Origin of the sequence: Chondromyces apiculatus DSM 436, from assembly GCF_000601485.1 — a bacterium.
Taxonomy (GTDB): domain Bacteria; phylum Myxococcota_A; class Polyangia; order Polyangiales; family Polyangiaceae; genus Chondromyces; species Chondromyces apiculatus.
Genome location: NZ_ASRX01000019.1, coordinates 89,969 through 103,092, shown reverse-complemented (window position 1 = coordinate 103,092; position 13,124 = coordinate 89,969). Strand labels below are relative to the sequence as shown.

Genomic DNA, 13,124 nt, shown 5'->3' with positions numbered 1-13,124 from the left:
CGCTGCGGGGATGACGCTGCGGGGATGACGCTGCGGCGCGGCTGCCCTCAGGGCGAGCGGCGCGACGAGGGCGGCGGGGGAGCGTCGGCGGGTTGGACGTCGGCGGGTCGGACGTCGGCCCTGGCAACGTCGGTGGACGGGGTGATGTCGTCCCGGGTGGCGTGGGTGGACGGCGTGTCCGAAGGCGGATCTTCCAAGCGCTCTCCGGCGTCCGGCGCGGTCTCGGAAGGCACGCCTGGTGGCCGCGGCCTCGGCGGATCGCGCCGGGGATAGAGACGGATGTACGTGTCGAGCGCCCACACCGCCATCGCCGCCACGATGGGCCCGATGAACACGCCCGAGGCCCCGAACAGCTCGATGCCCCCGAAGATGCCGAGCAGCGCGAGCAGCGGGTGCATGTCCCCGCGGCTGCTCTGCGCCCAGGGCCGCACCACGTTGTCGGAGATGCCTACGATGAATGCGCTCACGATCATCCCCACCCCCGCCCCGTAGCGGCCGCTGACGAAGAGGTAGATGGCTGCGCCGAAGGTGACGGGCGTGGTCCCGATGAGCGGCAGGAACGACATCAGCGTGGCCGCGATGCCGAGCAGGAACGCCTGGGGGATGCCGAAGATGTAGAGCGCTGCCAGGGTGAGGCCGCCCTGCACGAGCGAGGTGGCGATGAGCCCGAGGATGGCCCCGTTCACGGTCTCGCGCACGGAACTGAACAGCTCCCGGGTCTGGTTCTCGGAGAAGGGCGACGCCCGGAAGAGCCAGCGCCGGAGCCGGTCCCCGTCCCGCAGGAAGTAGTAGAGCGAGACCACGAACAGGAAGAGCGCGACGATGAAGTTCGGCACCGTCGTCGCCAGGCCCGCCACGAACCCGGCGAGGAACGACGCCGCGCGCTGCCCCACGTTGGAGAGCACCGACTGGATCTGCGGACCGCCGATGTGGATGCGCCGCCCGAAGACGTCGAACCCGCCCGTGAGGAAGCCCTGCAGGCGGTTGAAGGTGGCGGTCCAGTCCCTGGCGAGGAACTCGTTCACCGACCGCACCACCTCGATGGTGACGAAGACGAACGGGACGACGAAGATCACGAACGCGGAGATGGTGACGATGAGCGGCGCGAACTGCTGCGCCTTGCCCAGGCGCCCCGCGAGGCGCGTGGAGAGCGGCGCGAGGAGCAGCGCGAAGAGCGCCCCCAGCATGACCGGGACGAGGATCGCCTGGGTCATCCAGACGAAGAAGACGATGAGCCCCGTCCTGACGACGATCGCGAGCCAGCGTTCACGGTCCATGAGATCCCCCGGACATGGGTCGTGGTGAGGAGCGCGTCAACGTGGAACGCTGACGATTCCGCCGATGGAGATGGTTCCGTCGATGGAGGTGGCTCCACCGAGCGAGAGGAGGCTGTGGGCCGAGCGGCGTCAGTTGAGCGACCTGCTGCCCTGGGCGAACGACAGGCGCTGCAGGGAGAGGGCGTCGGTCACGAGCTGGACCCGGGTGGTGACGTCGAACGTCTCCAGGACCGTCTGGCGCTCGCGCGGGTCGAGGAGCAGGTAGTGGGCGCAGAGATCCGCCGAGACTCCGGCGCTCGCGTCGGTGGGGACCCGCATCTCGATGGCCTGCTCCCGGTCGCGCACCATGGCCGCGAAGGCGTTGGCCGTGGCGAGGAGGGCCGACTGCGCCACGGCGTCCACAGGCCCGCCAGTGTCCTCGAGCAGGGTGGCCTCGGCGGTGCGGTAGGGCGGCACGAACGGCTGCTCCATGAGCCTGACCCGGGCCCGCCCCCGCAGGAGGATGTTGTAGCGACCCCCGGGCAGATCGACGTGCTCGATGATCTCCCCGACCCCGGCCACCTCGCAGATGGCGGGCTGCCCGTTGGCGTCCACCTTGGCCGGGTTGGCCACGAGGACCACGGACAGGCACCGGTGCGTGGCCAGGGCGTCGCGGACCAGGGCGCGGTAGCGCGGCTCGAAGACGTGCAGCGGCAGGAGGCCGCCGGGGAACAGCACGGCCTGGGGCAGGGGGAAGAGGGGGAGCCGCTTCAAGGCGGCCCCGAGATCCGCAGGTGGCGGCGCCGAGGAGGTCACGCCCGGAGGCTAGCGGAGGAGGGCAGCAATGGCCAGGTCACGCTCTGGAGAAGGACGGGCGAGGACCCCGGACGCTGCGAGGGTGTCGACGACGGTGCCGGTCTTGCGCTCGCCGCGCGCCACCAGGCACGTGTGGGTGAGCGAGATCTTGCAGAGCGCCCCACGGGCGCCGAGATCCTCGACGAGCAGGTCGACGAGCTGCCCGCCGATGCGCTCCTGCAGCGTGAGGCGCTGGGACAGGGCGTCCACGACACGGGCGATGGTGCCGATGCCGGCCACGCGGTCCCCGGGCAAGTACGCGATGGTGGCCGTGCCGTGGCCGGGCAGCAGGTGGTGGGGGCACATGGTGTCGACCCACAGGTCACGCAGGATGACGAGCCCGCGCTCGTGGGCGCTGGCCGCCATGGCCCCGTCGCGCAGGAGGGCGCCCGGGTCGACGCCATGGCCCTTGAGCAGGTCGTCGGCGAAAGCGTCGGCGACGCGCTCGCCGGTGCCGACCAGCTCCCCCTCGATGTCATGGCCGAGCGCCCGGAGGAAATCCTCCACGGCGCGCGCGGCTGCCTTGCGGTCGATCACCCTGCGCATGGCTGGTAGGTCCGGCGGTGGGTCTCTGTCACGGGAACGGCCACGAGGAAAGGTACGGGATCAGGCACGGATCGCGGCAGCGCGGCTGCCCTCGGGGCGGCGCTGCAGGTCCCGCGGTAGGCGGAGGGGAGGGGGGCGTCAAGCGCGGTGGCGCGGCGGAGGCGCTGCCGCGATGCGGCGGGAGCCGGGAAACACGGCGCGACCAGGCCGTTGCGAGGTTGCCATGGCCGTTGCGTGAGGGCTAAGCTCGGCGCCCCTGCAGCAAAGGCAGGACAATCGACGATGAGATCCCGGACGCCCTCGGGCATGAGGCTGGTGAACCTGCTGCTCAGCGGCTGGACCGGCCTGGTGTTCCTGTTCCTCTACCTGCCCATCGTCCTGCTCGTCGTCTACTCGTTCAACGCCTCCCGGCTCGCCATCGTCTGGGAGGGCTTCACCTTCCGCTGGTACGAACAGCTCTGGCACGAGTTCACGGCCCACCTCGCGGACGAGCGGCGCTCGGCGCTCATCGAGTCGATGGGCAACAGCGTGATCATCGCCGCCGCCACCACCGGCCTCTCCGTGCTCCTCGGGACCGCTGGCGGCTGGCTGCTCCACCGCTACCGCTTCCCGGCCCTGCGCACCATCTCCACGCTGATCTTCATCCCCATGATCATCCCCGAGATCATCATGGGCATCAGCCTGCTCATCTTCTTCAAGACGGTGGAGATGGAGCTCGGCTTCGCCACGGTGATCATCTCCCACGTGACCTTCTGCTTCCCCTTCGTGCTGGTGGCGGTGCAGGCGCGGCTCGCGGGGCTCGACCCGTCCCTGGAAGAGGCGGCGATGGACCTCGGCGCGACGCCGCTCAAGGCGTTCTGGCACGTGATGGTGCCCTACCTCCTGCCGGCCATCATCTCCGGGGCGCTGATGTCGTTCACCCTGTCGATGGACGAGCTGATCGTCACCTACTTCACCCGGGGGCCGAAATCCGAGACGTTGCCGATCAAGGTGTACGGGATGGCCAAGGTGGGCCTGAACCCGCTGCTCAACACGATCTCCACGGTGTTCATCGTGGGAACCGCGATGCTGGTGATCTGCGCGGAGTTGCTCAAGGGAACGGCGCGGCGCTCCCGGGAGCCTGGTTGAGGCGCGATTCGCGCGGAAGGAGAGGGTTCGAGAGATGAAGCGTATTGGAGGTTTGATCTATCTCCTGGCGATCGCGATCGTCGCGTTCCTCGTGGGCTGTAAGAAGGACGAGCCAGCGGCTCCGGCGCCAGGCGCCGGGTCGGCGAAGGCGCCCGCGGCAGCGGCAGTCGGCAAGGAGCTGAACCTGTTCGCGTGGTCCGAGTACATCCCCGAGGACGTCATCACCGGCTTCACCAAGGAGACCGGGGTCAAGGTCAACTACGAGACCTACGCCTCGAACGAGGAGATGCTCTCCAAGCTCCTCGCCGGCGGCACCAAGTACGACCTCATCCAGCCCTCGGAGTACGTGATCGAGGCGCTGGTCAAGCAGAACAAGCTCGAAGCCCTGGACCACGCGAAGCTCACGAACCTGAAGAACATCGTCGCGGACCTGCGCGACATGCCGCACGACCCCGGCCTCAAGTACAGCGTGCCCTGGATGGTCGGCTTCGTCGGGATCGTGGTGAACACCGACAAGGTGAAGGACCCGGTGAAGGGCTTCAAGGACGTCTTCCAGGACAAGTACAAGGGCCGCATCGTGGCCCTGAACGACAACCGCGAGATCGTCGCCTGGGCGATGATGACCCACGGCATCGACGTCAACCAGATGACGCCCGAGAACCTCGAGAAGGTGAAGCCCACCGTCGAGAAGTGGATCAAGCTCGTGAAGGTCTTCGACTCCGACAGCCCGAAGACCGCGATGATGAACGGCGACGTCGATATCGGCGTGGTGTGGAGCGGCGAGGGCGCCATCCTCGCCAACACCGACAAGAAGTACGCCTTCGTGATCCCCGAGGAGGGCGCGCGTCAGTACATCGACAACCTCGCCATCCCCAAGGGCGCGCCGAACGCCGAGGGCGCGCACCTGTTCATCAACTACATCCTCCGCCCCGAGGTGAGCAAGCTGGTGAGCGACAAGTTCCCCTACACGAACCCCAACAGCGAGGCCCGCAAGCTGCTCACCCCGGAGCAGCTCAAGAACCCCGCGAGCTACCCCGAGATCAAGAGCAAGCAGACCTTCCGCGACATCGGCAAGGCCGCCTCGGATCTCGACAAGATGGTCACCGATCTGAAGGCTGCGGCGAACTGAGACGCCGATGACGCCGGGTACCGGGCAGCTCCCCGAGATCCAGGGTGCGCAGCGCAGGCCAGGGCTGCGCGGGTGGCTGCTCTTCGCGCCGCTCATGCTCTGGCTCTTCGCCTTCGTGATCGCCCCGACCGCGATCATGTTCGTCTACAGCTTCTGCCAGCGCGACGAGCTGGGGCAGGTGGTGTTCGAGTTCTCGCTCTCGAACTACACCCGCGTCTTCGACAAGACGTACCTCAAGATCTTCACCAACTCGATCCAGTACGCCGCGATCACCACGGTGATCTGCCTGCTGGTGGGCTACCCGGTGGCCTACTTCATCGGCCGCGCCAGCGAGCAGATCCGCAACAAGCTGCTGATGCTGGTGATGATCCCCTTCTGGACGAGCTTCCTCATCCGGACCTACGCCTGGATGTCCATCCTTAAGGCCGAGGGGCCCCTCAATGGCATGCTGCTCTACATGCAGCTCATCGCGGCCCCCCTCGACATCCTGTACACCCCGGCGGCCGTGGTGATCGGCCTCGTGTATTCCTACCTGCCCTTCATGATCCTGCCCATCTACGGCAGCGTGGAGAAGCTCGACAACGCCCTCATCGAGGCCGCCTTCGACCTCGGCGCCGGCCCCGTGTCCGCGTTCTCCCACGTGATCGTGCCCCTCACCCGGCCGGGGATCTTCGCGGGCGTCCTCCTCGTGTTCATCCCGGCGATCGGCATGTTCGCCATCACCGATCTCATGGGCGGCGGGCGGGTCCCCATGATCGGCAACGTGATCCAGAACCAGTTCGGGCAAGCCCGCGACTGGCCCTTCGGAGCGGCGCTGGGCATGACCATGCTGCTCCTGTTCGCAGCCTGCTTCGCGCTCAGCATGCGCAAGAGCGACGCCGCGTGAGCGCGGCGCGCGTCGAGGAGTCGGGTCGGATGGATGTGATGGTCGAGCTCAAGCGGGTGACCAAGCGCTTTTCGGGCACCACCGCCGTGAACGAGGTGGACCTGACGATCCGCGCCGGGGAGTTCATCACCCTCCTCGGCCCCTCCGGGTGCGGCAAGACCACGCTGCTCCGGATGATCTCCGGCTTCGAGACGCCGAGCGAGGGCACGGTGCTCCTCGAAGGGAAGGACGTCACCTACGAGCCACCCTACCGCCGCGACGTCAACCAGGTCTTCCAGAGCTACGCCCTCTTCCCGCACATGACGGTGCAGGAGAACATCGCGTTCGGCCTGAAGATGAAGAAGGTCGGCCGCGCCGAGATGGACGAGCGGGTGCGCTCCGCCATCGCCATGGTCTCCCTCGCTGGCATGGAGGCCCGCAAGCCCACGCAGCTCTCCGGCGGGCAGCGGCAGCGCGTGGCCCTGGCCCGCGCCATCGTGTGCAGGCCGAAGGTGCTCCTCCTCGACGAGCCCCTCTCCGCCCTCGACGCCAAGCTCCGCCACTCCATGCAGGTGGAGCTGAAGCAGCTCCAGAAGAAGCTCGGCATCACCTTCGTGTTCGTGACCCACGACCAGGAAGAGGCGCTCACCATGAGCGACCGCATCGCCGTCATCAACAAGGGCAAGATCGAGCAGCTCGGCGACGCCGACGCCATCTACCACCGCCCGAAGACTACCTTCGTCGCCAACTTCATCGGCCAGGCCAACATCCTCCACGCCTCCGTCGTGGCGCGCGAGGCACGGCAGGCCCGGGTCGAGCTGGAAGGGGGACTCACCCTCACCACCAGCGAGGAGCTGCCGGAGGGGGCGGAGCGGGTGCTGGTCTCCATCCGCCCCGAGAAGGTCTGGATCGAGAAGGAGCGCGGCGAGGGAGACAACTGGTTCGAGGCGACCATCGAGGACGAGCTGTTCCAGGGCCCGACCGACCAGCTCCGCCTCAAGACCGATGGCGGCCTTACGCTGTCGGCGCTGGTGGCGAACGAGAGTTCCCGCCGGACCCCCGTCCACGCCGGGGATCGGGTGTGGTGCCACCTTCACCACGACGACATCGTCTTCGTACACGAGGACTGAACCACCCCGACGCCTCGCCCCGGGGATCGGAGGGGGCAGAGGGGGCGAAGCGCCGACGCGGTGCATGCCGACGGGGTGTGGTGGCAGCGTCTCAGGGATGCGAAGGCGCCGACGCCAGGCGGCACGTGGTGTGGTGCCGGCACCTCAGGGCTGCGAAGGCATCGACACCAGGCGCCGTGGGGTGTGGCTACGGCGCGTCATGAACGCGGGTTCGCGCGGGCGTGGATGCGGGCCCCTGCGCGCCTGAAAGCCGCGTAGCATGCGAGGCATGGCCCTTGCGAATCAGGGCAACGTGCTTCGACGTCGCCTCGCGCTCCTCGCACTCTCCTCCCTCCCCTTCGTGGCGCTCCCCGGAGCTGCCCGCGCCGGCGGGGCGCTCCTGCCCAGCGACGACCAGACCCCTGTGGAGCAGCGGGTGGCCGTGGCGATGGGCCCGGAGCGGACCACGGTGTGGACCAGCCTGCGCTTCGACGGCAGCGCCGGCTCCGTGGGGGTGGTGGTGCCGGTGCCGCCGCTCGCGGCGCTCGATCTGACCTCCGACGCGTGGCTCGAAGCGCTGGAGATGGCCACCGCGCCGCGGATCTTCCCTCCCTTCGGTGCGAGCGCGACGTGCCCGGGAGAGGGAGACGACCCGGATGCGGTGCACGTCGCGGGGGATCTGAACCACCAGCAGACGCTTCCACCCGCGGAGCTTCTGGTGCTGGAGAGCGCGGGCGACGTGGCCCTCTGGGCGGTGCAGGCGGGGCTCGATCTCTCTCCGGCGATGGCCTCGAAGCTCGGCGCGATGCAGGGCAAGCGGTTCCTCGTGGCGCGGTTCTTCTCGCCGGGAGGTCCCGCGCTGACGCGTACGCTGCGCGTGGTGCTCCCCGGCGTGGAGCCGGTGCTGCCGCTGTCGCTCACGCAGGCGAGCGGCGACGATGTGCGGGTGACGGCGTGGTTCATCGGGGCGGGGCGCGCGGAGCTGGGCAGCTCCACGCCGGTCACCGTCGAGGAAGAGGCGCTGATCTGGAACGCCGACACGGGCGACTCGAACTACGAGGACGAGCGGATGGCCGCGCTCGTCGCTGCTGGTGCCTCGGGGGCCGTCCTGGAGTGTTCGAGCCACGAGGTGATCCGCAAGGACGTCTCGCTCGGCGGGAGCGTGTCCATCGGCGGCGTCACCTCCACCTACTTCTCCCGGGCGGTGGCCTACGGCGACGGCGAGGGCCAGGCCAGCACGTGCGCCGCCTTCGCCGCGTCGGCGCTGTCCTCGAACGGCACGGTGTCGGCGAGCTGCCCGCGCGCCGATCAGGGCGTGGTCGACGGGACCGACGCCTGCGTGGAGAACCCGGCCGTCGGCGAGGTGAACCCGGGCGTGCTGCGCTGCGGCGAGGGCGCCGACGACCTGGCCATCGCCCTGTCGGGCCTCCCCGTGCAGGATGCGTGGCTGACCCGCTACACCCTCCGCGTCCCCTCCACCCTGATGGGCACCGACCGAGCCGTGTCCTTCTCGGACGGCTCCGAGCTGAGCCCGGAGCTGGTGGCGGAGAACGTGAGCCTCGAAGGCTGCGAGGAGGGCACCGGAGGCGGCGGTCCGGGCACGGGGGGGAACGGCGGCAACGGAGGCGGTGGCCTGGGCCCCGGGACGGGCGTGGGCGCCGGTCCAAGCTCGGGCCCCGGCAGCCCGAGCGGAGGATCGTCGGGCACCACTGGCGGCATCACGTACTACGACGAAGGGTACATCTCCCCCGGGGGCTGCGGGTGTGTGGGGACCGCAGACACGGCCGACTCCTCGTACGGGAGCGGGTGCAGCGGCGACACCTCGGACAGCTACGACGACGGCAGCGGAGACGATGGCTGCAGCGGTGACACCTCGGACAGCTACGACGACGGCTCCTCCGACGCCTGTAGCGGCGACACCTCGGACAGCTACTACGACGACTCCTCAGATAGCTGTTCGAGCGACTCGTCGTCGAGTTCGGATAGCTGCAGCGGCGACAGCGGCGGGAGCGAGGTGGACTGCGACTCCGGGCCGAGCGAGGAGACCGGCGAGGCCGAGGCCTCGATGACGAAGCAGAAGAAGCGCAAGGGCCCGCGCCTCTCGCCGATGGGCCTGGGAATGATGGCCGTGGTGGCGCCGATGCGGCGGCTGCTGCGCCCGCGCCGCCGGAAAGGCGCAGACGCAGACGAGCGCAGCGCGCGCCCCGGTCGCTTCTGGTGATCGCCCGACCCGCGCCCGGACTTCCGCGGTAGCCTCGCGGCGTGGAAGGTCGGGTGCGCCGCGATGTCCGCATGCGTGGCTTCCGGGAGCGGACCTCGGTGGAGGCCGCGCTCGCGATCCTGGAAGCGCGGGTGGGCCGGCTCGGCGACGAGCGCGTGCCCCTCGTCGAGGCCTGCGGGCGCGTCGCCTCGGAGGAGGTGACGGCCTCCGTCAGCGTTCCGCATTTCGCGCGCGCCGCGATGGACGGCTACGCCCTGCGGGGAGAGGCGACCTTCGGAGCGACGGCCTTCGCCCCCGTGGCGCTGCAGCTCGTGGGAGCATCGTGGCCGGGACGCCCGTTCGGAGGCGCTGTAGGGGCGCGCGAAGCGGTGCGGATCACCACGGGAGCGCCGGTGCCGGAGGGGGCGGACGCGGTGCTGATGGCGGAGTACGCGGACGAGGAACCGTCCAACGCAGCGCGGCCCAGGGTGTGGGCCCGCGAGGCGGTCCCACCCGGCAAGCACGTGGCCCAGGTGGGCGAGGATCTCCTCGCGGGCGCGGCGGTGGTGGCAGCGGGGCGGAAGCTCCGGCCCCAGGACCTCGGGGTGCTGGCGTCGACGGGCGTCGGTTCCGTGCGGGTGATCCGGCGCCCCTCGGTGCACATCCTGGTGACGGGCGACGAGCTGCTGCCGCCAGGGAGCATCCCCGAGGGAGCGCGCATCGTGGACGCGAACAGCCTGGTGCTCGGCGCCCTCGCGCGCCGTGATGGCGCCGCGGAGGTGACGGTGACCTATGTCGCGGACCGTCGGGAAGCCGTGCGCGCAGCGATGGGCGGCGCGCCCGAGGACGTGGTGCTGGTGTCCGGCGGATCCTCGGTGGGGCCCGAAGATCACGCGCCGCTGGTGCTGGCGGAGATCGGGGAAGTGGCGGTGCACGGCGTGGCGGTGAGGCCGTCGAGCCCCGCGGGTTTCGGCTTCCTGCCCGATGGCCGGGCGGTGTTCCTGCTGCCCGGGAACCCGGTGTCGTGCCTGTGTGCGTACGAGCTGTTCGCCGGCCCCTCCATCCGCGGGCTCGGAGGCCTGCCGCGGGCGTGGCCTCACCGACGGCGGCGTTGCACGGTGGGGCGGCGCATCGTCTCCGAGATCGGGCGGATGGACTACGTGCGGGTGCGGATCGAGGAGGAGCGGGTGATCCCTCTCATGACGAGCGGCGCGTCCATCCTCACGTCGACGACGCGGGCCGACGGCGTGGTGCTGGTGCCCGCCGACGAGGAAGGCTACGGCGAGGGCGCCGAGGTCGAGGTGCTCCTCTACGACTGAGCGCAGGCGATCCAGGGCGGCGGGCGGCGGGCGGCGGGGCGGTGATGAAGCAGGAGCAGTTCCTGAGCGTGGTGGACCGGGACGAAGCGGAGCGACGCTTCCGGGCGGCGCTCGCGCCGCTCGCTCCGGTGGGCGTGGAAGAGGTGATGCTCGGCGCGACGCTCGGGCGTGTGCTCGCGGAGGACGTGGCGAGCCCGGTGGATGTGCCGGGCTTCGACAGGTCGAACATGGACGGCTTCGCGGTCCGCGCCGAGGACACCTTCGGCGCCAGCGAGCAAGAACCACGGCGCCTGCGCTGCCTCGCCGAGGCCGTCCAGATGGGGGACCTGCCGCGCGGCGTGGTGGAGCCAGGCTGTGCGATGGCCATCCCGACTGGCGGCGTGGTCCCCCGAGGCGCCGACGCGGTGGTGATGGTCGAGCACACCCGCCTTGAGGGCGGAGACGTGCTCGTGGAGAAGCCTGTCGCGCCGGGGAGGGCGATCACCTGGGCGGGGACCGACATCGCCCAGGGCGAGGTGGTGCTGCGGGCCTTCGAGGTGCTGACTTCGCGCGAGACCGGCGTGCTCGCGGCCATGGGTCGCGATCGGGTGCGGGTCTTCCTGCGGCCACGGGTGGCCATCCTCTCAACCGGCGACGAGATCGTGCCCCCCGGGGCGCCCCTCGGCGCGGGCAAGATCTACGACTCGAACCAGGTGATCCTGGCTGACGCCGTGCGGGAAGCGGGAGGCGAGCCCGTGCCCTGCGGGATCACCCGCGATGATCCGGCGGCAGTGCGCGCCGCGCTCCTCGATGCGCTCGCGGCGGCAGACATGGTGCTGCTCTCCGGAGGGACCTCGAAGGGCCCCGGAGACCTGAACGTGCGGGTGCTGGAGGAGACGCTGGAGGCTCCCGGCATCCTCGCCCACGGCGTGGCGCTCAAGCCAGGCAAGCCGCTATGCCTCGCAGCCTCGGACCGCAAGGCCGTGGTGGTGCTGCCAGGGTTCCCCACCTCGGCCATCTTCACGTTCCACGAGTTCGTCGCCCCCGTGATCCGCGCCCTCGCCGGTCGCGCGGAGCCCGGCGCTGGCGGAGGCAGTGGCGCCAGCCCTGCCACAAGTCCTGCCAGGGGAGCGCGGGAGAGGGGATGGTCACGGGCGCGGCTGCCCGTGGCGATGATCTCCGAGGGAGGGCGCACGGAGTACGTCCTGGTGCGGCTCACCGAGGACGACGCCGGCAGGGCCGTGGCCTACCCCATCGGCAAGGGCTCCGGATCGGTCACGGCCTGGAGCCAGGCAGACGGCTACTTCGTGATCCCGCGCGGCGTGGAGCGCCTTGAGGCTGGCGATGAGGTGGACATCCTGCCCGTCGCGGGGGCGAGCCCGCGTCGGGTGGACCTCGTGGTGATCGGGAGCCACTGCATGGGCCTCGACGTGCTGCTGGGGCGCCTCTCGCGGCGCGGCATCACCAGCAAGCTGATCGCGGTGGGGAGCGAAGGCGGCCTCGCCGCCGTGCGCCGCGGGGAGTGCGACGCCGCCGGCGTGCACCTCTACGATGCCGTGACAGGCAGCTACAACGCGCCGTTCATGGGTCCAGGGCTCGTGCTCGCGCGGGGCTACGGCCGGCTCCAGGGCGTGGTGTACCGCGCCGGAGACGCGCGCTTCGAAGGACGGGAGGCGGCGGAGGCCGTGCGGGAAGCCGCGCAGACGCCTTCCGTGATGATGATCAACCGGAACCGGGGAAGCGGGACGAGGGCCCTGTACGACGAACTCCTCGGGGACGCGCGCCCCGCGGGGTACGCTGTGGAAGCCTCGTCCCACCACGCGATCGGCGCTGCGGTGGCGCAGGGGCGGGCCGACTTCGGGATCGCCATCGAACTGGTGGCGCGGGAGCGTGGACTCGGGTTCTTGCCGCTGCGCGAGGAGAGGTTCGACATGGTGATCGCCGAGGCGCGGGCTGGCCGGCCAGGGGTGCGGGCGCTCCTCGAAGAGCTGGGCTCGGAGGAGGTGCGGAGAGCGCTGCGGGCGCGGGGGCTGAGAGCATGAGCGGCGTCCCGAGCGAAGAAGGCGCGCGCGTACCTGCTGGGCGGGTCGCGGGGCTCGCGGGCGTGGTGCTGTGCGGAGGGCAGAGCCGGCGGATGGGTCGGGCGAAGGCGTGGCTGGACTTCGGCGGGGAGCCGCTCCTCGCGAGGGTGGTGCGTCGCGTCGCGGAGGCTGCCTGGCCCGTGGTGGTGGTCGCCGCGCCAGGGCAGGACGTGCCGGCGTTGCCCGCGGGAGTCACGGTGGTGCGGGACGCCGTGGAAGGGCAGGGGCCGCTGCGGGGGATCGCCGCGGGCCTGGAGGCCGTCGCGCCCCACGCGGAGCGCGCCTACGTGTCGGCCACGGACGCGCCCTTCCTCACCCCTGCGTTCGTGCGCCGGATGGCGGCGCTGCAGCAGGGGTTCGCCGTGGCCGTGCCCCATGCGGAGGGACACCACCACCCGCTGGCGTCGGTATACGGGTGCGCGGTGAGGGCGGAGGCACTGGCGCTGCTCGCGGCGGACAGGAGGCGCCCCTTCTTCCTGTTCGAGCAGGTGCCGACCCGGGTGGTGTCGCCCGAGCTCTTGCTCGAAGACGAGGCGCTCGCGGCGGCAGACCCCGAGCTGTGGTCGCTCCGGAATCTGAACACCCCCGACGATTACGCGGCCGCCCTGGCCGCGGCTGGCCTCCGCTGAGGCGTCCTGCGGGTGAAACGTATCGTCC

The 13,124-nt window shown here is 70.5% G+C and carries 11 protein-coding genes; 8 read left to right on the top strand and 3 right to left on the bottom strand.

Features of this window, described 5'->3' with window-relative positions; translation table 11 throughout:
- Window positions 1-47: 47 nt before the first annotated feature.
- The 3 genes from CAP_RS14330 to folE all read right to left on the bottom strand — a co-directional run bounded on the left by CAP_RS14330 (window position 48) and on the right by folE (window position 2,657).
- The gene (locus CAP_RS14330; protein WP_052375180.1) at window positions 48-1,277 is read right to left on the bottom strand and encodes an AI-2E family transporter; all 1,230 of its coding nucleotides are present in this window, start codon (window positions 1,275-1,277) and stop codon (window positions 48-50) included.
- Between the two features lie 129 nt (window positions 1,278-1,406).
- Window positions 1,407-2,072, bottom strand: a complete 666-nt coding sequence (locus CAP_RS14325) for an LON peptidase substrate-binding domain-containing protein (RefSeq protein ID WP_044240956.1) — start codon at window positions 2,070-2,072, stop codon at window positions 1,407-1,409.
- 9 nt (window positions 2,073-2,081) lie between these two features.
- On the bottom strand, window positions 2,082-2,657 hold the full coding sequence (gene folE / locus CAP_RS14320; protein ID WP_044240955.1) for a GTP cyclohydrolase I: 576 nt from the start codon (window positions 2,655-2,657) through the stop codon (window positions 2,082-2,084).
- Between the two features lie 282 nt (window positions 2,658-2,939).
- On the opposite strand from folE, the gene CAP_RS14315 reads away from it, so the two are divergent.
- From CAP_RS14315 to mobA, 8 genes are all read left to right on the top strand, one after another.
- Window positions 2,940-3,785, top strand: a complete 846-nt coding sequence (locus CAP_RS14315) for an ABC transporter permease (protein WP_044240954.1) — start codon at window positions 2,940-2,942, stop codon at window positions 3,783-3,785.
- 34 nt (window positions 3,786-3,819) lie between these two features.
- The gene (locus tag CAP_RS14310) at window positions 3,820-4,914 is read left to right on the top strand and encodes a polyamine ABC transporter substrate-binding protein (RefSeq protein ID WP_044240953.1); all 1,095 of its coding nucleotides are present in this window, start codon (window positions 3,820-3,822) and stop codon (window positions 4,912-4,914) included.
- 7 nt (window positions 4,915-4,921) lie between these two features.
- Entirely contained in the window at window positions 4,922-5,800 is an 879-nt protein-coding gene (locus tag CAP_RS14305; RefSeq protein ID WP_044240951.1) for an ABC transporter permease, read from the top strand.
- Window positions 5,801-5,829: 29 nt separating this feature from the next.
- On the top strand, window positions 5,830-6,909 hold the full coding sequence (locus CAP_RS14300; RefSeq protein ID WP_044240950.1) for an ABC transporter ATP-binding protein: 1,080 nt from the start codon (window positions 5,830-5,832) through the stop codon (window positions 6,907-6,909).
- Window positions 6,910-7,177: 268 nt separating this feature from the next.
- Complete coding sequence (locus CAP_RS44585; RefSeq protein WP_197041180.1) at window positions 7,178-9,109, top strand: DUF2330 domain-containing protein; 1,932 nt, start codon at window positions 7,178-7,180, stop codon at window positions 9,107-9,109.
- Window positions 9,110-9,150: 41 nt separating this feature from the next.
- Complete coding sequence (locus CAP_RS14290) at window positions 9,151-10,407, top strand: molybdopterin molybdotransferase MoeA (RefSeq protein WP_231511461.1); 1,257 nt, start codon at window positions 9,151-9,153, stop codon at window positions 10,405-10,407.
- Between the two features lie 44 nt (window positions 10,408-10,451).
- Entirely contained in the window at window positions 10,452-12,428 is a 1,977-nt protein-coding gene (locus tag CAP_RS14285) for a molybdopterin biosynthesis protein (protein WP_156040791.1), read from the top strand.
- Window positions 12,425-13,096 carry a molybdenum cofactor guanylyltransferase gene (gene mobA / locus CAP_RS14280; RefSeq protein ID WP_052375176.1) on the top strand — a complete coding sequence of 224 codons (672 nt, stop codon included), beginning with the start codon at window positions 12,425-12,427 and terminating at the stop codon, window positions 13,094-13,096. Before CAP_RS14285 ends, mobA begins: the two co-directional genes overlap by 4 nt.
- The last annotated feature ends 28 nt before the right edge of the window (window positions 13,097-13,124 follow it).

Excerpts from the sequence above, each read along its gene's own strand:
- CAP_RS14315 (WP_044240954.1), top strand. The coding sequence starts at position 2,940 with ATGAGATCCCGGACGCCCTCGGGCATGAGGCTGGTGAACCTGCTGCTC.
- folE (WP_044240955.1), bottom strand. The coding sequence starts at position 2,657 with ATGCGCAGGGTGATCGACCGCAAGGCAGCCGCGCGCGCCGTGGAGGAT.
- CAP_RS44585 (WP_197041180.1), top strand. The coding sequence starts at position 7,178 with ATGGCCCTTGCGAATCAGGGCAACGTGCTTCGACGTCGCCTCGCGCTC.
- mobA (WP_052375176.1), top strand. The coding sequence starts at position 12,425 with ATGAGCGGCGTCCCGAGCGAAGAAGGCGCGCGCGTACCTGCTGGGCGG.
- CAP_RS14310 (WP_044240953.1), top strand. The coding sequence starts at position 3,820 with ATGAAGCGTATTGGAGGTTTGATCTATCTCCTGGCGATCGCGATCGTC.
- CAP_RS14305 (WP_044240951.1), top strand. The coding sequence starts at position 4,922 with ATGACGCCGGGTACCGGGCAGCTCCCCGAGATCCAGGGTGCGCAGCGC.
- CAP_RS14300 (WP_044240950.1), top strand. The coding sequence starts at position 5,830 with ATGGATGTGATGGTCGAGCTCAAGCGGGTGACCAAGCGCTTTTCGGGC.
- CAP_RS14330 (WP_052375180.1), bottom strand. The coding sequence starts at position 1,277 with ATGGACCGTGAACGCTGGCTCGCGATCGTCGTCAGGACGGGGCTCATC.
- CAP_RS14285 (WP_156040791.1), top strand. The coding sequence starts at position 10,452 with ATGAAGCAGGAGCAGTTCCTGAGCGTGGTGGACCGGGACGAAGCGGAG.